The 21,406-nt window shown below is 52.3% G+C and carries 27 protein-coding genes; 22 read left to right on the plus strand and 5 right to left on the minus strand.

Features of this window, described 5'->3' with window-relative positions; all coding sequences use genetic code 11:
* Window positions 1–56: 56 nt before the first annotated feature.
* The 3 genes from ABLV64_RS14070 to ABLV64_RS14080 all read right to left on the minus strand — a co-directional run bounded on the left by ABLV64_RS14070 (window position 57) and on the right by ABLV64_RS14080 (window position 2,732).
* Window positions 57–1,070: a sensor domain-containing diguanylate cyclase gene (locus tag ABLV64_RS14070; RefSeq protein WP_017898645.1), complete on the minus strand. Its 1,014-nt coding sequence runs from the start codon at window positions 1,068–1,070 to the stop codon at window positions 57–59.
* Between the two features lie 263 nt (window positions 1,071–1,333).
* On the minus strand, window positions 1,334–2,317 hold the full coding sequence (locus ABLV64_RS14075; protein ID WP_348843066.1) for a tyrosine-type recombinase/integrase: 984 nt from the start codon (window positions 2,315–2,317) through the stop codon (window positions 1,334–1,336).
* Between the two features lie 115 nt (window positions 2,318–2,432).
* Window positions 2,433–2,732: a helix-turn-helix transcriptional regulator gene (locus ABLV64_RS14080; protein WP_048024533.1), complete on the minus strand. Its 300-nt coding sequence runs from the start codon at window positions 2,730–2,732 to the stop codon at window positions 2,433–2,435.
* Window positions 2,733–2,853: 121 nt separating this feature from the next.
* On the opposite strand from ABLV64_RS14080, the gene ABLV64_RS14085 reads away from it, so the two are divergent.
* The 10 genes from ABLV64_RS14085 (at window position 2,854) to ABLV64_RS14130 (ending at window position 10,894) form a co-directional block, all read left to right on the plus strand.
* A complete protein-coding gene (locus ABLV64_RS14085; protein WP_023339925.1) occupies window positions 2,854–3,132 on the plus strand; it encodes a regulatory phage cox family protein in 279 nt (92 codons plus the stop codon).
* A 20-nt stretch (window positions 3,133–3,152) separates the two neighbouring features.
* Complete coding sequence (locus tag ABLV64_RS14090; protein ID WP_004131515.1) at window positions 3,153–3,371, plus strand: hypothetical protein; 219 nt, start codon at window positions 3,153–3,155, stop codon at window positions 3,369–3,371.
* Window positions 3,372–3,386: 15 nt separating this feature from the next.
* A complete protein-coding gene (locus ABLV64_RS14095; RefSeq protein ID WP_112070298.1) occupies window positions 3,387–3,764 on the plus strand; it encodes a hypothetical protein in 378 nt (125 codons plus the stop codon).
* 15 nt (window positions 3,765–3,779) lie between these two features.
* Entirely contained in the window at window positions 3,780–4,052 is a 273-nt protein-coding gene (locus tag ABLV64_RS14100; protein ID WP_117134367.1) for a hypothetical protein, read from the plus strand.
* A gap of 68 nt (window positions 4,053–4,120) precedes the next feature.
* Window positions 4,121–4,345, plus strand: a complete 225-nt coding sequence (locus tag ABLV64_RS14105; RefSeq protein ID WP_196520132.1) for a hypothetical protein — start codon at window positions 4,121–4,123, stop codon at window positions 4,343–4,345.
* Between the two features lie 8 nt (window positions 4,346–4,353).
* On the plus strand, window positions 4,354–4,920 hold the full coding sequence (locus tag ABLV64_RS14110) for a 3'-5' exonuclease (protein ID WP_348843065.1): 567 nt from the start codon (window positions 4,354–4,356) through the stop codon (window positions 4,918–4,920).
* A gap of 97 nt (window positions 4,921–5,017) precedes the next feature.
* A complete protein-coding gene (locus tag ABLV64_RS14115; RefSeq protein WP_348843064.1) occupies window positions 5,018–6,028 on the plus strand; it encodes a phosphoadenosine phosphosulfate reductase family protein in 1,011 nt (336 codons plus the stop codon).
* A 169-nt stretch (window positions 6,029–6,197) separates the two neighbouring features.
* The gene (locus ABLV64_RS14120) at window positions 6,198–8,816 is read left to right on the plus strand and encodes a replication endonuclease (protein ID WP_196520128.1); all 2,619 of its coding nucleotides are present in this window, start codon (window positions 6,198–6,200) and stop codon (window positions 8,814–8,816) included.
* A complete protein-coding gene (locus tag ABLV64_RS14125; protein ID WP_064392337.1) occupies window positions 8,813–9,082 on the plus strand; it encodes a hypothetical protein in 270 nt (89 codons plus the stop codon). Before ABLV64_RS14120 ends, ABLV64_RS14125 begins: the two co-directional genes overlap by 4 nt.
* A 378-nt stretch (window positions 9,083–9,460) precedes the next feature.
* Complete coding sequence (locus tag ABLV64_RS14130) at window positions 9,461–10,894, plus strand: hypothetical protein (protein WP_196520126.1); 1,434 nt, start codon at window positions 9,461–9,463, stop codon at window positions 10,892–10,894.
* A gap of 584 nt (window positions 10,895–11,478) precedes the next feature.
* Here ABLV64_RS14130 and ABLV64_RS14135 read toward each other — a convergent pair.
* Window positions 11,479–12,540 carry a phage portal protein gene (locus tag ABLV64_RS14135; RefSeq protein ID WP_196520124.1) on the minus strand — a complete coding sequence of 354 codons (1,062 nt, stop codon included), beginning with the start codon at window positions 12,538–12,540 and terminating at the stop codon, window positions 11,479–11,481.
* Window positions 12,534–14,261, minus strand: coding sequence for a terminase family protein (locus tag ABLV64_RS14140; RefSeq protein WP_023287464.1), 1,728 nt, complete (start codon window positions 14,259–14,261; stop codon window positions 12,534–12,536). Before ABLV64_RS14140 ends, ABLV64_RS14135 begins: the two co-directional genes overlap by 7 nt.
* Window positions 14,262–14,417: 156 nt before the next feature.
* Here ABLV64_RS14140 and ABLV64_RS14145 point away from each other — a divergent pair, with 156 nt between their 5' ends.
* The 12 genes from ABLV64_RS14145 to ABLV64_RS14200 all read left to right on the plus strand — a co-directional run bounded on the left by ABLV64_RS14145 (window position 14,418) and on the right by ABLV64_RS14200 (window position 21,406).
* Entirely contained in the window at window positions 14,418–15,257 is an 840-nt protein-coding gene (locus ABLV64_RS14145) for a GPO family capsid scaffolding protein (RefSeq protein WP_196520122.1), read from the plus strand.
* Window positions 15,258–15,266: 9 nt separating this feature from the next.
* On the plus strand, window positions 15,267–16,301 hold the full coding sequence (locus ABLV64_RS14150) for a phage major capsid protein, P2 family (protein ID WP_004213107.1): 1,035 nt from the start codon (window positions 15,267–15,269) through the stop codon (window positions 16,299–16,301).
* Between the two features lie 49 nt (window positions 16,302–16,350).
* Entirely contained in the window at window positions 16,351–17,208 is an 858-nt protein-coding gene (gpM, locus tag ABLV64_RS14155) for a phage terminase small subunit (protein ID WP_196520121.1), read from the plus strand.
* Between the two features lie 112 nt (window positions 17,209–17,320).
* Window positions 17,321–17,836, plus strand: a complete 516-nt coding sequence (locus ABLV64_RS14160; protein WP_196520119.1) for a head completion/stabilization protein — start codon at window positions 17,321–17,323, stop codon at window positions 17,834–17,836.
* Window positions 17,836–18,036 carry a tail protein X gene (locus tag ABLV64_RS14165; protein WP_004131559.1) on the plus strand — a complete coding sequence of 67 codons (201 nt, stop codon included), beginning with the start codon at window positions 17,836–17,838 and terminating at the stop codon, window positions 18,034–18,036. Before ABLV64_RS14160 ends, ABLV64_RS14165 begins: the two co-directional genes overlap by 1 nt.
* Window positions 18,027–18,311 carry a phage tail protein gene (locus tag ABLV64_RS14170; protein WP_196520118.1) on the plus strand — a complete coding sequence of 95 codons (285 nt, stop codon included), beginning with the start codon at window positions 18,027–18,029 and terminating at the stop codon, window positions 18,309–18,311. Before ABLV64_RS14165 ends, ABLV64_RS14170 begins: the two co-directional genes overlap by 10 nt.
* Window positions 18,308–18,853 carry a glycoside hydrolase family protein gene (locus ABLV64_RS14175; protein WP_196520116.1) on the plus strand — a complete coding sequence of 182 codons (546 nt, stop codon included), beginning with the start codon at window positions 18,308–18,310 and terminating at the stop codon, window positions 18,851–18,853. Before ABLV64_RS14170 ends, ABLV64_RS14175 begins: the two co-directional genes overlap by 4 nt.
* A 246-nt stretch (window positions 18,854–19,099) precedes the next feature.
* The gene (locus ABLV64_RS14180) at window positions 19,100–19,375 is read left to right on the plus strand and encodes a peptidase (RefSeq protein ID WP_196520114.1); all 276 of its coding nucleotides are present in this window, start codon (window positions 19,100–19,102) and stop codon (window positions 19,373–19,375) included.
* A complete protein-coding gene (locus tag ABLV64_RS14185; protein ID WP_196520112.1) occupies window positions 19,376–19,843 on the plus strand; it encodes a phage tail protein in 468 nt (155 codons plus the stop codon).
* Window positions 19,840–20,475 (plus strand): phage virion morphogenesis protein, encoded by a 636-nt coding sequence (locus ABLV64_RS14190; RefSeq protein WP_196520110.1) that lies wholly within the window; start codon window positions 19,840–19,842, stop codon window positions 20,473–20,475. The genes ABLV64_RS14185 and ABLV64_RS14190 overlap by 4 nt, the downstream gene beginning before the upstream one ends.
* Window positions 20,472–21,059, plus strand: coding sequence for a phage baseplate assembly protein V (locus ABLV64_RS14195; protein WP_049097285.1), 588 nt, complete (start codon window positions 20,472–20,474; stop codon window positions 21,057–21,059). The genes ABLV64_RS14190 and ABLV64_RS14195 overlap by 4 nt, the downstream gene beginning before the upstream one ends.
* Window positions 21,056–21,406: a GPW/gp25 family protein gene (locus ABLV64_RS14200; protein WP_004131573.1), complete on the plus strand. Its 351-nt coding sequence runs from the start codon at window positions 21,056–21,058 to the stop codon at window positions 21,404–21,406. The genes ABLV64_RS14195 and ABLV64_RS14200 overlap by 4 nt, the downstream gene beginning before the upstream one ends.

Consider the following 21,406-nt stretch of genomic DNA (forward strand, 5'->3'; position numbering starts at 1 on the left):
ATAGTGTCCCTGTACCCACGAATGATGCCCTGCATGATACTGGATATCGCGTGACTTTAGTCAATATGAATAAAATTCTCCTGCCGGCGAGACTTCTTATCCTGATACATCGCCTCATCGGCAGCGCGTAAGGCCGCTTCAACATCGATACTCTGCGGATCGCAGATGACCACCCCGAAGCTGGCGCCCTCATAGTTGATACGCTGTTCGCCGAGGAAGTAGACCCCGCACAGGGCCTGGCGCAGGGTGGTGACATACGCCTGCTGCGCTGCAGGCGGCTGGGCGCTACCGACGATCAAAAACTCATCGCCGCCAAGGCGGCCAACGATATCTTCACGGCGCGCGACGGCGGTGAGTCGTTCACCGACCTGCACCAGAAAGCTGTCACCGCACGGATGGCCGAACCGATCGTTAATGGCTTTGAAACCGTCGAGATCGATAAAAATGAGCGCGACCTGTTGCTGCTGAGCGCGGGCGGAGGCAAAGCGTAGCGCCAGTTGCTTAAACAGCGCGCGGCGGTTAGGGAGCTGGGTGAGCTCATCGGTAGACGAGTGCAGCTCCAGCGCGACGTTTGCCGCCTGCAGCTGTTGCACCAGGGTGTCTTTTTCCACGTAGTGGGAAATGAGCTTCGCGAACAGGCCCATGACCTGTTCACCTTCAAGGTTATAAGGCTGTTGTTGCCGGCTGGTGGCGCAGAGGGTACCGAACAGAGATCCGTCGGCCAGGCGCACAGGAATGCTTAAAAAGGTGGCGATCCCCAGCTCCTGGGCGGCGATACAGGAGTGCCAGCGACGGGCGACGTCATTGCTAAACGTACACTGATCCTCAAGGGCGCGTTTGCACAGGGATTCATCCCAGGGAACGGAAAACCCTTCCGGGATCTGCATTTCGCTGCTGTTGTGGGCGAACATGATCTGTTGCCGCTGGGCGTTGATATCGATGCGGGTAAGGTAGGTGGACTCCATTCGCGTCACCGCCTCCAGCATCTCCAGCAGCTGGCGCACCAGGGTTTCCAGGGACTGTTCCGTAGCGAGGGTTTGCGACACCCGGGCAAGAATAAAATCTGACATGAATAATACAGCTCCAGCACGCCAAACGTCACCCCAGCATATTGGGCTGCAAACGGACATCAGCGTCGAATAAACAGTGATATTTTTAAATTTATCACATCTTTCTGGGGAATACTTGTCGACTCGCCGGGAAAAAAGCCCCGTCGGGTGCGTTAGCCACCCCAGATACTACGGCTTTCAACGGTGCAATGCGGGGTTGCGCGGCGCGCAAGACCGTTGAAAGCCATATTTACCTACCTAAGTGTGGACATAATGTGGACATTTTACGCATCAGCACCACCTCTCAGCGGGTTAAGTGAGATTGCGTCCTGGAGGTATTCGGGCGCAAAGTGAGCGTAGGCCATAGTTTGCTCAATTCGCGCATGCCCAAGGATCCTCTGTAACGTAATGATGCTTCCTCCATTAATCATAAAGTGCGTCGCGAAACTGTGGCGTAGTGCATGCGTCGCCTGGCCGGTCGGAAGATCAGGTTTTACCTCCCTGAGTATCTGCCTGAAGTCAGAATACGACGCCTTACCAAATAACAACCCTCGCTTACCATCTGCTATGAGTTTTGCCACTTCCGCTGATACTGGAACAGTCCGCTGCTTGTTACTCTTGGTTTTAACGAACGTCACACGGTTCTGTATGATGTGTTCCGCCTTGAGTCGAGCCGCTTCACCCCAACGAGCACCTGTACTTAAACAAAGAACGGCTATCTTCTTGTTGTCGCCATCCAGTCTAAAGAGCAAGTGCTTGATTTCGTCCTCTGTCAGATAGCCAGTTTCGGGGACTTCTTCTTTCAACTTCTTCCTGCCCCTGATCGGATGTTCACCTGAAAATAACTCGGCCTCGATTAGCGCTGTGAACATACCACTGATGCTGTTGAGGTCACGGTTAATGGTAGAAGCTTTAATGCCCTGACTTCTTCTTGCCGCGTAATACTGACTAATCAGCGCTTTCGTAATATGAAAAGCACAAGGATCGTCGGTAATCCTGCAAAACACGTCTAACTTATTGCGGTTTATCCGACCGTGCTCCTCATGCTTGCCTTTCAAATTCCACCAAAGCTGTATCAGTTCAGACAGATGCCGCTTATCCGTCGGTTTTGACAACCATTCTTTGGTGTGGTGGTTGAACTGGGTATGCTTCTCGAAAGCTACCGCTTCACTTTTCTTATCAAACTTCCTGCGGATACGCTTTCCATTGCGACCAGCAGGCCTGATGTCAACTTCATATCGACCATCATCGAGTTTCTTAATAGTCATAAGAAAACCCTCCGATGGTTGCGTTTGCCTTTAGGCCTCAACGCGTTGCAATTATGTGATGAATACTTTTCGACCAATAATAGACATTTGAAATGTATGTAGGACTGGTTAATTGTTAACCAGTCTTTTGGTCTGAGTGCTGCGAGGTTGTTAAGTCTTGCCCAAAGTGTGCGAGTGCCGGTGCGATTTGACCGGCTTCAGGCGAAACCTGATCGGTCATAAACCACAGTGTGTATTTAGTAAATTGAGGTATTTGCAGAATCTTCATCATTACGTCGGTTGGTGGGGTTGAGCGTCCGCTTTCGTAATAACTTAAAGTCCCATAAGGAATTCCTGTTAGATCAGCGAGTTGCTGTCTACTTAGATACTCAGACTTTCTTATTAAGACGATTTTCTCGTTTAACGCGTTTGACATGGTGTTTAGATCTCAATAGTATGGTGTTTAGATGTAAACAGTTAAGTGTTTAGTATTGAACACTAAAGCCAACTATAAGCCATTAAGAGCAATCCATGAACCGAATAACGAGGAAATGTTAATGGTAAAGCAAATCACAAGCACGACCGATGCGGTTCCTTATCAGGAATTTGCCAGACTCATCGGGAAAACACCGGCTGCGGTAAGAGGAATGATCGAGAAAGGGAAGCTTCCTGTAATCGAGATGACCGATCCCCAGTCTACTTCTGGCCGTGCCGGCGAATACTGGGTTTACCTTCCAGCCTGGAACAACGGCATGAAACTGGCCTACGAAAGTCGTCCTAAGGAGATCAGGGAAGGTTGGTTGATGTGGCTTGGTCTTGGTGAGCCAGGTCGATAACTGGTTTCAGGAGAGGAAACATGAAGAACGGTAGCCGCGGATCAGTATCACAGCTCAATAGCAAAACCAGCCTCTACTGTGGTTTTACTATTCTGAAACTCCCACGCAAAAAACCGTACAACCGCCAGCGCTATCAAATTACGCACACAGGCCATTATTACGGCATTGACTTTGCTTTATCAGAAGCATGCCGAACGATTGACAGAATCATGAGTAAAAAGCGGTTTATTGCTTTTTAATCTCTGGGGGCGAAAATGAAACTCGAATATGCAGACAAAATTAACTCGCTTTTACAATGCTTCCATTTCAATAAAGAGTTTCTGGAATGGAATCATGATTACTCTCTCCAGCTTTTACGCCACGGCGTATCCCACCTTTATCATTTCGCAATGCTTCAAGGCGAGAATGATGAATGCACTCTTGAAGAACTCCGCAACATCATTATTTCCGTGACCGATGGTGATATCCCTAAACCATACGACCTGCTATCTCTGGACGCTGAGCAACTGAAGAAGGCTATGAAGTTTGTTCAGCCGCAGGCGGTAACCGTAGAAGTTACCCCGGAGATCTTGGAACACCTGAAACTGGGAGCTAAAGCCTCCTGGCGGCTGGAGCCCCCTCGCTTTAACTGATCATCGGAGTACGCCATGTTCACCGAAGAAAAAACATCTTGGGAACAGGAAATGCTGATTCGAGAAGCAGTGGAAAGTGCCGAGCAGGGGTTCACTGTACATCTAAAAAATGGTGCTCGTATCACCATTAGTTCAAAAAGCCCGTGTAAAGATTTAATAATTTACGGGCTCGAAAAAGCCATTCGCGGTAATCACGATCGCGCGCGAATGACCTTTATTGATTTCATGTATTACTGGCATGAAAGGATATTTAAGCAGATTAAAAGAAAACCGCGTCCAAACAATTAATTAATCCGATTTAAAAATAACGGCATTCACTTTGCCGGGGATTTGTTTTGCTTTTTTCAGGAGGTTGCATGTCGGTTACGTCAATAAAGCCGGAAGGCGGAATTAGCGATCCAGAGTTTATGGGAATCAGCACCAATGCGCGCAAAGGCGAGCGCGCCCACTTACTCGGATTGCTGCGCATCCGCATGGGCCTGCTGAAAGAGCAAGGCCTTACCCCCGAAGAGATTTATTCAGCACTTGAGCAGTGGATAGCCAACCACGAAACAATCACCAGTGAGGGTAGTCAACCATGAATCACTTAATGATCGACATTGAGACGCTCAGTACTCAACCCAACGCAGCAATTTGCTCTATTGGTGCTGTCTTTTTCGAACCATCAACTGGGCAGATTGGCCCATCTTTCTACGAGACGATTGATCCTCGTACCTCGCAGGTTCGCGGTGCTCACATTTCTGCTGACACCGTGATGTGGTGGCTAAGGCAGGATAAAGAACCTATCAGCGAGTTGGTTAATTCAAAGTCTCATGAAATTGAAGTGATGATCAATTTCGCCCGATTCATTGAAGATGCATCCCCAGAAACGATGAAAAAGCATTTGAAGGTGTGGTGCAAGGGCGGTTCGTTTGATTTTCCAATCATCAAATCTGCTTTTGAACGCTCATCGCTCGAAGGCGTTCCTATGCTGCCGTGGAATTTCTGGAATGAATGCTGTTTCCGTTCTCTGCTGACCATTGCCGGTACCATCGGCTACGTTCCCCACCCCCGACGCTCGGTTGCACACAACGCTTTAACCGATGCCGTTTATCAGGCTGAGCAAGTTTGCGAAATCTGGCAGCGCCTGACTTCTCCTCACATTGAATCACTGTAAGGACTGCTATGCATTCGCATCTATCAGCTGCTTACAGGATGTCGCTAAAGGTGAAAGCCATGACTGTACATTTCCGGAGATAGAAATCATGAGGCCAATGACAGCTATTGATCCGCGCTGCTTTGCTTCCAGTACTATTAACACAATCAGTATTTCAGGTGGAAAGGATAGCCTCGCGCAGTGGCTCCGGGCCATTGAAAACGATGTTCCACATATTTCCGTCTTTGCTGATACGGGCCATGAGCACCCTCAAACGATGGAATACCTTGATTACCTGGAATCAAAGCTAGGTAAGGTTATTCGCGTTAAGGCTGATTTCACCAGGCGTATAGAAGGCAAACGTAAATTCATTGCTGAAAAGTGGCCTGTCTCTTTGGTTCAGGAGTGCGGAATGTCGCCAGATGAGGCTGCAGAACGCATTCATCGCGCGCTGGAGATTCTTAACCCAACCGGTATCCCATTTCTTGATTTGTGCATGTGGAAAGGCCGGTTCCCTTCAACAAAGGTGCGCTTCTGCACGTTTGAGCTGAAACATGAGCCAATAAGAACACAGATTATTGTTCCTGCCTTAGATGAATATGACGAGGTAATCAGCTGGCAGGGTGTCAGAGCGCAGGAATCACCCGAACGTGCTTTGCTGCCTGTCTGGGAGGAAGACACAGACAACACACCGGGTTTGCATGTATATCGCCCGATCCTTAAATGGTTGCATGAAGATGTGTTCGCCCTTGCCCGGCGTCATGGCATCAAGCCTAACCCGCTTTACCTGCAAGGCTGTAGCCGCGTCGGCTGCATGCCTTGCATTCACGCCCGTAAGTCTGAACTGGCGGAGATATTCCAGCGCTGGCCTGAAGAGGTCCGCCGAGTAGCTGAATGGGAAAGACTCGTAGCGGAATGTTCACGCCGTGGCAATTCGACGTTCTTCCCATCCACGCATGACCCGCGCCGCGCTGAAAAGCGAATTGAAGTTGTCACCGTTGATGCTTATGGAATTGAGTCTTATCGCGACTGGGCTTTAACCACGCGTGGCGGAGTGCAGTTTGATCTACTGGCGGCCGCCAACGATAAGACTGTATGCAGCAGCGTTTATGCCGGGGTATGCGAATGATTATTAACCCTAACGTGTACCGCGTAAAAAAAATTGAACGTAGCTCAAATGGTCTTTACTGGCTTGTTTACGTGGATGTGATCTGCTGCGGACATATTGGCGCAAAGGTCATTATTTGCGATTCCGAAATAAAGGCAAATGCGATCTCTGTAGGTGATGAGGTGCGCTAATGACCGTTTTAGCATGGAGCTGGAGCGCCCCGAGGCAAGCAATTAACCCCAACGACTCCGAAGAAAGCTCAATTGAGTATCTCACCCCCAAAGGCGAGCGTAAGGCGCTCGCCTATAGCGATCTTGTTGATGTTGTTTATCGGGTACCGTTGCGACCTCGCGATGGCGAGGCGCGCAGGGCATTTGAACGAGCAAGGCTCGCCCGTCACTTGCGTCGCCGCGTCCAGGCTCTCCCGGCATTTATCCGCAAGCGTTTTTCAACGCACCTGGAAACTCTGGAGCGCAGGGATCCGAAAGAGGCTGTACGCTGGTTATTCAACACGTTTGAGCGCCACGTATTGCGTCGCGTTGATGCGGTAAACGCACAGTATTTGCCACAAAGTAATCTGCCTGCAATTCTCTTTCCGCTACGTGATGATTTTCATCTGCTGCCTTGGGCAGATAAAAAACGCCTGAAACGACTGGCCTATAGGCTCGCCAATCTGATGAAAAGCGAGTTTATGCGCGAGTTTGATTTTCGGTACGAGAAAACGGCAGATGTGGAGTTTTCCACGATCTACGCTTACGGCGCCATTGCCAGTAAAGCGATCTCACTCAACATTGCGATCTCTGGCTGGAAACAGTATTGCGATGAAGTACTGACAGCAGAAGATGCATTGCGCGTTATTGCCAGACTTCAAAAGGAAAAGTGGTGGCTAAGTAAGCTCCGCAAAATTCATGACCGCTGGCGTGAGCACCTCATGATCGCCACTAGCTACGTCAGCAAAGTGGCATCCCCTTACTGCTCTGAACCTTGCCTCAGGGAGTGGGTAGCTCAAAAAAAAGCCAACTTTGAATACCTTCAGGCGATGGAGCTGGAAGACCAGGACACTGGCGAGCGTACCTCCTTGCTCGATAAGGTCATGGGCAGCGTTTCCAACCCGAAGATCGCCCGTCATGAATTGATGGTGCGCATGCGCGGTTTTGAGGATATGGCTAACGAGCTGGGACTGGTTGGCATGTTCTACACGTTGACCGCACCGTCACGTTATCACGCCACGCATGTGCATTCCGGCAAGCGCAACGATAAATACTGCAATGCCAGCCCACGCAAAACTCAAAAGTACCTTTGCAACGTCTGGTCACGTGTACGCGCCAAATGGGGAAGGGAAGGCATCCGCACATTTGGTTTTCGTGTAGCCGAACCACATCACGACGGAACGCCGCACTGGCACCTGCTGTTATTTCTCCGTCCGGAAGAGGTGGAGCTTGCCACTGAAATTTTTCATGAGTACGCCCTCCAGGTGGATGGAAGCGAACCCGGCGCGGCTCAGTATCGTTTTACTGCCAAACCAATTGATGAAGAGTTTGGATCGGCAACGGGATACATCGCAAAGTACATCTCAAAAAATATCGACGGTTATGGAATGGATGGCGAGTTTGATCACGAGTCAGGCAAACCTGTTAAAGAGATGGCAAAGCGCGTGCGGGCGTGGGCTTCACGCTGGAGTATTCGCCAGTTTCAGCAGATTGGCGGCGCGCCTGTATCCACCTGGCGCGAGCTAAGGCGCCTGGGAAGTCGTGAGCTTGTCTTGCACCCGGAACTTGAAGCTGCCCGCGCTGCGGCTGATGCGCCCGACTGGTCGGGATACGTCAACGCCCAGGGCGGCCCGTTTGTAACTCGCGATTGTTTGCGTGTTCGCCTCAATTACGAATACACCGAAAACGGCAATGATTATGGTGACACAGTCGCCAAAATCAGCGGCGTCTATTGTCCTTTTACGATCAGTGAATCGGTCATTTATACCCGCACCAACGATTACAAAATCGTACCGAAGCGTAAGCCATCGCCGGTCGAGAATTTGACTTTAGAGGGCCGCGACGCGGCCCCTTGGAGTTCTGTCAATAACTGTACGGGGCGCTCCGATTGGAATGAAAAACCACAATCAGAAACAGCAGTACTAGCTAATAAAACATCGCCAGACGACAGTTCAATGACAGAACTTCCGCTGAATATCGAAGATTTAAGGCGATATTCACGCCAGCAAAGGCTGGAGATCACCAGTCGACTAAGAAAATCCGCCCGCGAAAATTCAGACCAAGCCTTCACGCGTACTGCGCGTGGCCTGCGTTCGTCGATTGATGACGAAACCGCGCTGGCGTGGGGGCCAAAAGTCACCGCCGCGAAAGATATGAACCTGACGCAGGAAGAGGCAGAGCAGCGCTGGCGCGAGCAGTTACGGATCGAGGCGCTGCGGCGTGCGGACAGTTACGCCGCAGCGGCTTCGGAATTCAAAAAGAAAAATTCAGAGGCAGCTTTACTTCAACAGAACGGCACGGCAGCGACCGGTCAAGGGCGAAACTCACCGCAGCAAGGGATTAGCGGGATCTCGCAAGAAGTGCCTGACCATGCGATCGCCGAACTGAATAGACGTAATATCATTCTCAGTGACGGGGAGGTTAGATTATTAGTAGGTGGTTGCATTCTGTCGCGTGGCGAAATGGAATTTGCCATCAGAGAAGGGGAGTTAATAGTGGAGCGCCGGTTGTTTAAACACGCCAACCACGCCCCGGTATCATTAATCAAACAAAGTGAGCTGCTTGATCGCTGTCAAAGGGCTATCAGGAAGAAGTTATGACCACGTTCACTGTAGAAATTCATGAAGATATCGTTACCTGGCTTAAAAAGAGTACTCGCCCTGAGATAGTCCTGGATCTGCCATCAGTGCCGGCCCCAGGCGACAATCTATGGCTGAAAAGTACGAGAGGTACACATGTTGTCGAAACAGAATGGTGCATGATAGTGGCGTCGAGCCGTGTTTCACGTTTGCGCCCGACTGTGCGTCTGGAAATTGTCTTTGGTATTGTAACTAACCATTGGGCCAGTGAATTTTGCGAACAGTGAGTCTCTTCAAGAAAGGCTTAAGTATGCGTCATTAATAGACTTTATCCATGGTATCCAGTCGGAGCAGAACCAGAAAATGCAGTAGCAGGATCGCAATCGGATTCTCAGCAAATCAGTGCTTTTGAGTAAGAGAAACATAGTAACCTATAAGTATGCTAGGTTTAGGCTTGCTCTAGTAATGACTGGGTACGGAGAAAAGCCTGATCTTCGAAGCAGCTCAGTGCCAGTAGCTGATGTTAGTATGTCTACACTGCATTAATTAGAGTAGAGAAGATCTGGTGCGGTGTGGTACGACTTTTGTCAAACCTGCTTTCCTTGACCAAAGAATCTGGTCATGCTTTATTAATAACGTGGCATTAAAACTTTAGAGGAATGCATATGCGTTTTTCGGAATTTTTTGGAATTAAAAGAAATCAATCGGAATTGGATTTCGTAGATGTTCCTTTAGATACAGATATTGAGGTTTTTTTAGATCCAGCTGCAATTAAGTCTCTCAATTCGCCTTGGGGTGTTGAGTTATCCTCTCATCTTCAAAATTATTTTGAAACAGTACTAAAGCTAATAAAAGAAGGTGAGGATATTAAAGCGCAAAATCTTCTTTCATGTTTAAACGAAAGGAATGAGTATCATTTGGGATACTCTAGTGGAAAATCAAGAGGCCATGGTTTTGGTGAAGGTGCTGCGAAGACTGTTTGGGGTGCTTTAACAAAAAGTAAGGCCGCCAAATCTGGTCTATTACAGGATTTAGAAGATACTGCTTTATTAATTGAAGGTATTGGAACTGATATGATTTCTGATGCCGTTTCAAACATTTTAAGAGGTCCATTAATAAAATATACACAAGACATTTGCAATTATTATGGTATTGAATTAACTGCTAACATTCCATCTGGGCCTATCTGGAATCCAAGAGAAGAAAAATGGGAACAAGGATATGTGTCGTTGCCTATGACTAATGAAGGTAAAGTAATCCTTGTTCCGAAAATCATTGTAAGGCATCAAATAACATATCAGCATGATGAGTACTATAGGCATTTTTTACTACCTGAGATGCAAAAACAACATTTAAAAGCTGGCTCAGAACTGATTCAGTTATTGAAGAATGGTAAGCATAGGGTAACTAAAAAAAGTCTAATGGATAAATATGGGAAAGACAAGCTTGCGATCGTTGAGCAAACGCTTAAGTATCCTCATGTTCTTGATGAATATAGAGTGAGGAAAAATGATTCTCCTTCTGAACCATTACCACACTCTGATTTTGCTGAAATGGAAAACGAATCCCCTAAAGTAGATTTTCAACCATTTATTGATGAATTGAAGTCTATAGTTCCTGGAAGGGATGATGCAACTAAATATGAGGACTTAATTGAAAAGCTTTTTTCAATTTTGTTTTACCCTTCTTTTTGTCATCCAACAAAGCAGCATAAGATTCATGAGGGAAGAAAAAGAATTGATATTTCATATTGCAATGAGGCTACATTTGGTTTTTTTAAATGGATTGGTATGCATTATCCCTCTTCAATGATATATATTGAATGTAAAAATTATGGTAAAGAAGTTGGTAATCCAGAGCTGGATCAATTGTCTGGGCGTTTCTCAATTAGTAGAGGGAAGGTTGGGATCTTGGTGTGTCGAAGTATAGAAAATAAAGAGAAATTATATCAAAGCTGCAAAGATACAGCCAAAGACGATCGTGGATACATTCTGCCATTGGATGATGAAGATATCTTAATGCTTATTGAAGAGTATAAGACAAAAAATGATCAACTGTTCCCGCATCTACGTAAGCTATGGATGTCATTAATTGGCTAACTTACTAAATCGCGGTAATTATTTATATTGAATAATTACCGCGTCTTGACGGATTTTAATTACCTCTGTAAAGCGGTACATTCTTATCTAGATAACTTCCGTCAAACCCACGTCTGCTCCTCGCTCAGAACGAACTCTAAACATAGCGATAGGTAGATGAAATCTGTATCTGCTACGCAGAGCACTTCCTAAACATACATGGCCATATTCAGCGTGATGCACACGGGAGCACAAATTCGCACATTTTTTGATGGATTTTACCCCCTTTAAGCCCAGGAGGGGTGCGGTCTGTGACGGGTTTTGTGCATGCACGAAAAACGGCAGGATAGATGCGCGCAGGTGACGGGGGGCAAGCCCCCGCAAACGGGTCAGGGTAGGGAAGGCAGCAGAATACGCAATTTCACGGTTTCTGCGTCACGGTGAGTGGTCGTTTTGGGTGGAGGCATGCCCTTATGCAGGGAAAAGCAGCGACGCGCAGAGAGGCGCTGATGCGGGATTCTTTAAGCAGAAAAGATGAGGCCCGCGAAAACGCTGGCCTGTTATAAATGGCTGATGTTGTTTAAAGAAACTGAATTTTCTGGCGGTTATTTCTCAGGGGTAAGCAACGCGTAAGGGTTAAAGCGGATCACTTCTTCTCCGATCCACTCGTTCACCACCTTCAGCGCCTCCATCACGGGTGTCAGTTCGTTGATAGCGTACACCCGGGCGGCTTTCTCGATATCCCCAAATGATCCGTTTCCCTCTGGCATGGCGCCCATCAGCTGCGGCGGGATACGGTGCGCTGCGAGTATGTCGTCCCGGGTGGCGTTCTTAATGTTGATAAATTCATCTTTCGCCGTGATCTGCTGGAAGGGGAGGATTTGCACGCCGTCTTTGCCGCCGCCTGGCGCATGCAGCAGCAGGTTTTTAAATGCGCCTTTACCACGCGCACCGGTCAACGTCTCTTTGACTGCCTTCATGCTTTTATCGTCAACCTGTCCGGCGCCAATATACACAATGCATCCAGCATGCGATCCGTTGTCGTAGTACAGCTTACGGAACATGTCAGCGGAGTGGGCCAGGCTGGCGGCCAGCAGTGCTGCCATATATTCCGGCATACCGTAGACTTCCTGATTGATATCAGGGTTCAGAACGTGACAAACCGTTCCTGATTTGAACGTGTGCTCTTCTTTCCAGCGCCGGATAAACCAGTATTGATCGAGATCTGTGCTCCCGCGCCGGGTGTACTTCGCAAGAGAGTGTTTGAAGGGAAGCGGGCCGCCCAGACGATTACGCGGCAATTCGAGATAGGCATTGCCAAACGTGAACCAGTCCAGCGCAAACGCGGAAAAGGTCTGGCGATTGAGCAGTTTGTGCGGGATAAAACAGCCGGTGAGCACATTACGTTTGAAATACAACGCCGACTCATGCCAGGCGCTCTGGCGCGGAGCTTTAGCCAGTCCGTAAAAATCTACTGGTGTCTCATAGTATCGCCCGTTATCCATGCAATAGAGATTGTCCAGCAAATCGGCCATATCCCGCACGGGATAAGGTCCGTCAAAGCTGAACGCTGTCAACGCGGGATCGGCCTTCAGTGACTCCGCAATGTCAGAACCGGCGGTGCTGGCTATCGGCTTTTTACCGTATTTCTTTTTCAAAGTTACCATCCCATTGCGAAACCACCGCCGCCACTTTCCTGGCCCAACGGTTCATTAATAATCGAAAGCATGGTTGCCCACGCCATATCACCATGGCTTACGCCGCGCGATCGGTCCGTTTCGTAAGTGATGAAACCGCCGGGCGTAACAACTTTGCGAACAGCGTTAAAGGCTCTGACCAGACCCTGCTCGCTGCGGTCATATTCCCAGCGGCCGGCGCGGATGACCTGCAACATTTTGAGTACAAGGGCGCGCTTGGAAGAGAGGCTCATCTGGTAGCAAATAGCCGCCGGGAACCAGTTTTTAACAATCTGCCAGACCGCCTCCCCGACGCCTTGTCCGTCGATGGCGATGTGAGTGACGTTGTAGCGCTCGGCAGCCTCTTTGATGACCGCCGCCTGCTGCTCAAACTCCAGCCCTCGCAGTTGCTTCAATTCAACCGTGCGAAACCGGCCGCCAGCCACAAGGGGAGGGACAGTTACGGACAGAGCACCGGCATCACCATTGCCGCTGCCGCCGTTGGCGTCGTAGCCCAGCCACACCTCACGTTGGCCCATAGGGCGACTTGCGAACGGTTTCCAGTCGGGCCAGTCGTCATACCCGTCAGCGCCGCACCCCAGTAACTGGCTAAGATTGAACGCGCTTTCGCCGTCTTTGACGAACTCGCACATGTACAGGTTTTCAAATTCATCTGGGCTGTTTTCGTCCCGGATTTCATCAATGTCGGTGTAGTCCCAGCCGTTATTAATAGCATCCTGAATAGTGACGATTTGCCGCCACGTTTTGTCCGGGTAAAGCACGCCGCTATGGGTTTTCTTCCAGGACACGTCAAAGTCAACGCGCTGCGCTTTAGGCCGTTTCGCATTCCATCGATCGCCGGTCCAGAACTGATAGGCTTCATGGCTTTCGCTGGATGGAGTAGAGAAGTAAGTACGCGTTAAGCCTTTAAGTGTTGCCATGGCGCCGGCGACCTTACGCAGGTTGATAAAGTTTCCTGTCCAGAAAAACTCATCAAATCGCAGGTGGCCGGTGTACGACTGCGCCGTCGCCGCCGACGTACCGAGAAAATGCAGCTCTGCGCCGTTTGACAGCGTGATTTGCTCGCCGCCTTTAAGTTCGACGTCCACCTCTTCAGCCGCTTTGCGGATGAAGTTGCGGAACTGTAGCGCCTGCTTTCGTGATGCTGACAGAAAGATTTGGTTGCGCTGGTAGTCGTGCTTAACGTCTGTTCTCAGTGCGCCCAGCAATGCCTCGCGGGCAAAGTACCAGGTTGCCCCAATCTGCCGTGATTTGAGGATCATCCGGTTACGCTGATCACGTTGTTCGTACCAGCCGCGCTGATGCCATGCGAGAGAGTCGAGAATTTTTAAGCGCAACGCCTCGATCTGCTCCTCGGAGAAGTGGTTTTTCTTCTTGCGACGACTGGTTTTTTTTACGCCGGTGATAGTGGAGGCCTGCCCGGTATCCAGCTTTTTCAACTGCCGGGTTAACAGATCAATCTCTTTGAAATCGCCACTGGTTTTATTGTCCTTCGCGCTCAGCTGGCAGAGACGGGTATCAATGGATTGCGTCACCCGTTTGATAGGCGTTGTGTCGTCCCACTCGTCACGCTTTTTCCACGAATAAACCGTGTTTGAGTTGATACCCATGAGTCGCGAAATTTCGGCGGGCGGGTAACCCTGCCAGTAGAGCTGCTTTGCCCTCAATCGAATAAACGCATCCTGAATCATCACTTCCCCCTTTTGAGCAGGGAGATTACCTGCGCGCGATCCCCGCGGCTCGGGCTTTCAGGTCTGACCGTTCTCCGACAACAAAACCGCGTGGCGCCGGGCTTTTAGGCTCTGCGATGATGCAGCGACTGACATAAATCAACAGGATAAAACGACATGGCCAGCACGACTAAACCCGCCCGCAAAAAGTTTCGCGTTGCGGTTTCCGGCGCCACCGTTGACGGGCGCGAGATCCAGCCGCAGCACCTCCGCGATGCGGCGGCGAGCTACAACCCGGACGTTTACGGCGCCCGCGTAAACGTGGAGCACTATCTCTCCATGCTTCCTGACAGCAATTTTGGCGCCATGGGGGATGTTGTGGCATTAAGCGCGGAGGATATCACCGAAGGGCCGCTGGCCGGTCGTACGGCGCTCTATGCCGAGATCGACGCGTCGGCACGAATGAAGCAGCTCACCGATGAAGGTAAAAAAATCTATTCCAGTATTGAGCTGCATCCGCAGTTTGCCCTTAACGGCAAGGCGTATGTGGTCGGCCTGGCGATGACCGACACTCCGGCAAGTCTGGGGACTGAGCGCCTTAAATTTGCCGCGCAGCAGCGCGCGCAGGTGATGGCCTTCAATAACCAGCAGATCGAGGCGCCGCTGTTCTCTCATGCGCTTGAAGCTGAAGTGATCGAACTGGCCGCTCATCGCAGCGAGGAGGGCGTCAACTGGTTCAACCGCGTGATGGGCATCCTTGGTAAAGGCCAGAAAACCGACGATCAGCGGTTCAATCAGTTGCATCAGGTTGTTGAAGCCGTTGCTCAATCTCAGGCAGACCAGATTGACCGGTTCAGTGCCCTGGAACAGGACCGCCAACAGGATAAAGCCACCATTCAGCAACTGACCAGCGAACTTAACGAGCTGCGCGGTCAGCTTCAGCTCCAGCCCGCAGAAAATTACAGCGCACGACCGGCGGCAACCGGCAACAGCAGCGCGCAGCTTGCAGACTTCTAAGAGGTAACCATGGAAAACCAGACCCGCGAACTATTTGATAAGTACATTGTGCGCCAGGCACATCTGAACGGTGTCTCACCCTCAGCCGTTGCCAATCGTTTCAGCGTCGATCCGACTATCCAGCAAAAACTGGAACAGGCCGCCATGGAGTCGGATGACTTCATGAAACTGGTTAACCACTTTGGGGTTAAAGAGCAGGAAGGGCAGAAAGTAAAAATTGGCAGTAAGGGACCGATGGCGAGCACCAATAACAGCTCGGACGGCACCAACCGCCGTAACCCTGCACCGAACCATAACAAAGAGCCGCAGAACTACCACTGCCGCAAAACCAACTATGACTATGCGCTTTCGTATGCGGAGCTGGACGCGTGGGCCGGTCACCCTGAATTTCAGTCATTAATCAGTAATGCAATGGCCCGTCAGTTGGGGCTGGATCGCCAGATGATTGGCTTTAATGGCACGCATTACTCTGAAAACTCCGACCGCACGACCTATCCGTTATTGCAGGATTGCGGCGTTGGCTGGCTGCAAAAGATCCGCAATGAAGCGCCGCAGCGCATTATGCCAGGTATCACGCTGACTTCCCGTGATGAGAATAACGCGGTAATTGCGTCAGGCACCTACGGCAATATTGATGCCGCCGTGCTCGATGCACGCCACAGCCTTATGGATCCCTGGTTCCGCCGCGCTCCCGGTCTGGTGACTGTGCTCTCGTCCGATCTGCTGCTGAAAGTGAACCTGCCGAAAGTGAACGCGCTCAGCCAGACCAATCCGAATACCGAACTGCTGGCCGCGCAGCTCATTGTCAGCCAGGAAAAGATCGGCGGTCTGCCGACGGTCTTTGTCCCGGGTATTCCTGAAGATGTAGTGCTGATCACCAACCTTAAAAACCTCTCTGTGTACTACCAGAAAGGCTCCCTGCGTCGCTCTATCCGGGAAGAGCCGCACTACAACCGCGTGGCGACTTACCAGTCCAGCAATGATGACTATGTCATTGAAGAGTACGGCATGATTGCCATGATCGACGGCGTGACATTCGCCTGATAATCCCCATCACATGGCGGGCAGCAAGCCCGCCCAGGAGAATGAACCCATGCTGACACCGGCACAAAGACACTTTCAGAAGGTTATGGCAGAGAGGCGGGGCATCAGTGATGAGCGTGACGCGGAGACGCGCACCGCGCATGAGCAGATCCTCTTTCGCCTGCATATGCATAAATCTTCGCTAAGCCAGATCCAGTCCCGCCAGGCGAAGGCCGCTGTAAAGGCCAGCATCCTTCCTGAGTTTCAGGGATGGATTGACGGCACGATCGAGGGCGACAGCGGGCGCGCGGATCCGGTCATCACCACGCTGATGGTGTGGGCGGTGGACTGCTCCGACTATGCGCTGGCGCTGCGTATCGGGCGCTATGTCGTTAAGCATGGCCTGAGCATGCCGGATGACAACTATCGCCGCCCAGCACCCACGGTACTGACCGAGGAAATCTGCAATCCCATTCTGAACCTCGCCACCACGGACGCCGGAGCCGATTTGTCAGGCTATATCCCCATGCTGGACGAGCTGGCCGACATTGTGGCTGACAGTGATATGCCTGATGAGGTCCGCGCGAAGCTGTGCAAGGTGAGGGCGTTTTGCCGTCGGGACACGGAAGACGCGGAAACCAAAGGCGAAGCGCTGAAACTCTTCCGGGAAGCCATGAGCCTGAACCCGGGTTCCGGTGTGAAACGGGAGATATCCTCTCTGGTCAGCACCCTGAAGAAGATACCGCAGACCAGCGCCGCGGGAGGTGATGCGGAAGATGAGCCTTCATCCAGGGATACAGCGGCAACCGAAACACCCGCAGCAGAAAAAGCAACACGAACGCGCAAGCAGACGAAAACGGCGGCCGGCACCCAAAAAGCTATCCGCAAAACGGCGGCAAAAAAGACAACGAAACCCGCCACAAAGTAAACGCCTGAGCGTAATGAACTGGCCCCGCGCCACAGGCGGCGCGCCCGGCGATCTGCCCGTTCTGCGGTCTTTTTACCGGGAGCCCACCGCCTGACCTACCGGAGAAACGACGATGAGTTTTATCGCGCAGCGCCCCGTCAGACCTGCTGAGAGTGATGTGACGGACGTGGACGACGGCGGCGCACAGATTGCCGTCGGTACTTTCTGGCCTACGGTAAAACTCCACGATCTGCGCCTCGCGGCCCGCATCGCCGGTGATATTACGACTTCCCGATTGATGCATATGGCTACGGAGGCCGCGCTGCACGTCGCGGATCAACTGAAGGACTGGCGGAAGCAAAGGGAAGCGGAAGGAGTGGAATCGCTGGCTTCCGTCCTGCTGACTTCCACCGGTGAATCTGTCGAGCAGATTAACGGCGAAAGCGCAAAAGTCTATCGCTTCCGGCGTGCGGTCTACTCCTTCACGCGCGCCAGCGTACTGGAAGGTTACAGGGACGTTGGCACCACGCCTAAGGGCGACAAGGATGCGGAGGCTCTGGACAGGCAGATCGATGATCTCTGGCGGGACGGGCGCTGGAGTATCGCGGACATTCGGGAAGAAGCCCGTATTTATGCGGAGCTGTTCTGATGAAAGTCAGGGCGCTGCAAAACGACACGGTTGATCAGCTCTGCTGGCGTCATTACGGCAAAACCGCAGGTGTCACGGAGAAGGTGCTCGAAGCTAATCCGGGACTGAGTAACCAGATTTTTTTGAATGCCGGGCAGGAGATCGAAATGCCCGTGATAACCAGCGAGGTGGAACGGGTAACCGTCCAGTTATGGGAATGACTCTGGATCGTATTAACGAATATTTTGCGTTTGCAACATCCGCCCTGGTGACCGGCGTGGGCGTCATGACCGTCAGCGAAAAGCTGGCGCTGGCTGGCCTTCTTCTGGGGATTGTTTCCGCCGTCCGGCTGGTGATTCACCGCCGCCGCATTGAGCAGGCCAGCCAGCGCCGTAACGATTTGATAGAGCAGATTCTCCGCCAGGCGGAAACCCGCAACCTGTCGGACCGCGAACGGCAGTTGCTGGAGCAACTGCACGGGGATAACCCGACATGAAGAACATCATCAAAAAATGTTCGATTGCGGTCATTGTGGCCCTGGGCATTTCACTGGCACCCGGAAGCGTCAGAACGACGAAAGAAGGGCAGCAGAAAATTGCCGGTTGGGAAGACTGCCGCAGCACGCCTTATTACTGCACGGCGGGTGCTCTGACTATTGGTATCGGCTCCACGGGCGGCGTGGAAAACCGCGAATACAGCAACCAGGAAATAGCGCGGCGCTGGATCAACGATCTGCAACGGGCAGAAAACTGCATCAATAACAATTTCCACGGCGCCGACATGCCCCAGTACACCTTTGAGGCCATGACGGATGCCGCTCTGAATCTGGGCTGCACCGGGCTGATGTGGTTCACCGATAAAAACGGACGCAAGCAGAGGACCACGATCTGGAAGCATGCTCAGGCCAGGCAATGGCCGCAGATGTGCAACAGGCTGACTGATTTTGTCAATGCGGGCGGTAAGCGCTCCCCCGGCTTGGTTAACCGGCGCAACGATTTTAAGGCCTGGTGCCTGCTGGGCCTGAGTACGCCGTCATGAGGGCGGGCAGCGCGATTGTGATGCTTATCCTTCTGGCTGCTGTCTGGTGGCAGACCGACCAGCTGAGCGAGGCCCGGACCCGCAACAAGCTGCTGACCGAAACGGCGACCGGTTACGACCAGGTTATTCAGGAAGTGAAGGCGACCGCCATACAGACCCACAAATTACTGGCAGAGGTGAAAGTCCGTGAGCAACAGCGTAATGCAGAAGGGGAGCGCCGACGTGAAGCCATGCAGGCCGCGATCAATGGTGACACGTGCGCTGCTGCTCCTGTGCCTGACGTTATCAGCCGCAGCCTGCAAAAACGCACCGCCCGCGACGGTCATTCAGCTGAACCGTGAACCCGTCCCGGAGAGCCTGACCGAAGAGACGCCGCGCCCGGCGCTGGATGAGCCGGTGACCTGGGGCGCGGTGGCAATATTCAGCGACAGGCTGATGGATGCACTTGATGCCTGCAATGCTGACAAAGCGGTGATCCGCCAGTGGGACAGCCTGCGCCAGAACACCCGAAAGGAGCCATAAATGCTGAAGATAAACACACTCCGCGCCGCCATTGAGAAAGCAAACACCTGGTGCCGGGCGAACCCGGAGGCCTGGACGGTGTTTGTTGAAGAGGGTGGCATTGAAACCACCGGTGAAACGCCGTCATTCATGTACCGCTATTCTCTGGTGCTGTTCGTCATGAACTACGCCGGGAGTATTGACGACTTCACGCTGCCGCTGATGGCCTGGCTCTGGTTTAATCAGCCCGATCTGCTGCTGAACCCCGATAAAAACCAGCAGATTAAATTCACCACGCTGATTAACAACGATGACACCGCCGATCTGATGTTTGAGCTGCCGGTGCGTCAGCGGGTACTGGTGCAGCTGGATGAAAACGGCGTGCCGTATGCTGAGCATTTGCCGGAGCCGCGCCCGCGCGTGCTGGCCCCTCACGCCTCTGGCTGGGGGCTGGTATTTGAAGGCATGCTTCAGGAGGGCGGAGCGTGAGCGATCGCATGTTCAGCGAGCTGGATCAGGTCTTTCAGGACATTCTCGACGGCGTCAGCCCGGCGGGGCGCACCCGTACCGCGCGCAAAATTGGCCTGGCAGTGCGCCGCAGCCAGCAGCGTCGCATCGCGTCACAGAAAAACCCGGACGGTAGCGGCTATGCCGTGCGCCGCCGCAAAGTTTACCGCACCCAGCAGGGGATCAAGTTCGTCTGGAATAACGAGGTGCGGGCGCTGAAAAACTGGCGCGGCGGGCGCGGGAGATATGGCCGGACAATCAAGGGTTTTGACGAGAAGCGCCGGGATATCCGCACCTTCTACCGGGCCGATATCGAGCGGTATCTGGAAATCAAAACGCAATCTGCGACGCATTCAGAGACAAAAAAAGCGCCGATGTTTACCCGCCTGCGCACCCTGCGTTTTATGAAAGTCAGGCCGGACGCGGGCGGCGTCACCGTAGGATTTGACGGCATCGCTGCGCGCATTGCCCGTATTCACCAGTATGGCCTCAAAGACGAAGTTGGCCCGGGCGCTTACGCGCAGTACCCGGCGCGCGAGCTGCTGGGCATGACTCCGGCAGACCTTATCGCTACGGAAAACGCTGTTATCAGCAGTCTGGGCGGTGCGTCATGAATGCCGAGCTGATGCGCCTGCTGGAAAACATTCTGCGCCAGGGTGTGGTGGAACAAATCAGCGCCGACAAGAAAGCGGTGCGCGTTCGCTCCGGCAGACTGCTGACCACCTGGATCCGCTGGAACGTGACCCGCGCCGGGGCATTCAGCATCTGGCTGCCGCCCTCGATAGGGGAGCAGGTCTGGATCGGTTGTCCGGGTGGCAACCCTGAAAACGCGTTTGTGATTGGCTCTGCATACAGCGCAGATAACCCGCCAACGGGCAGCAGCCTGCTGGAAATAAGCATCACCGCACCGGATGGCGCGCGCCTGCATTACGACGCCGCCGCCGATGCCGGAGCGCTGGCCGTGACCGGCATTAAAACCGCGCATATCCAGGCCGAGACCCGCGTCACGCTGGACACGCCGGAGGTGGAATGCACAAACCACCTCAAAACGCGCACTTTCGAGCTGACCCACGGTGGCACGATGGCCGGTGATGTGATCCACTCCGGCGGCGTGTTGCAGTCAAACGGGATCACCGTACACGAACATAAACACGGTGGCGTGCAGTCTGGCGGGAGTACCACGGGAGGTCCGCAATGACAGCCAGTTATACCGGGATGAACCCGGAAGGCACCGGCGCGCTGACCGATCACGATCAGCTCTGGCAGTCCGTGACAAAAATCCTCACCACGCCAACAGGCTCCCGTGTGATGCGCCGGGACTTTGGCAGTGTGGTACCTGATCTACTCGATGCGCCACAGAACACCGTCACCCGCATGCAACTGATGGGCGCCACCGCTATTGCGCTGGCGCAGTGGGAGCCGCGGATCAGTCTGACCACCGTCAATGTGGTGTTTTCAGAAACAGGCGCGGTGACTGCTGAACTGACCGGCACTATCACGGAAACCATGACAGAAACCAGTAACACCATCAGGCTAAGGAGCTAG

It is taken from the genome of Klebsiella sp. JB_Kp031 (assembly GCF_040064295.1).
Lineage (GTDB): Bacteria > Pseudomonadota > Gammaproteobacteria > Enterobacterales > Enterobacteriaceae > Klebsiella > Klebsiella quasipneumoniae.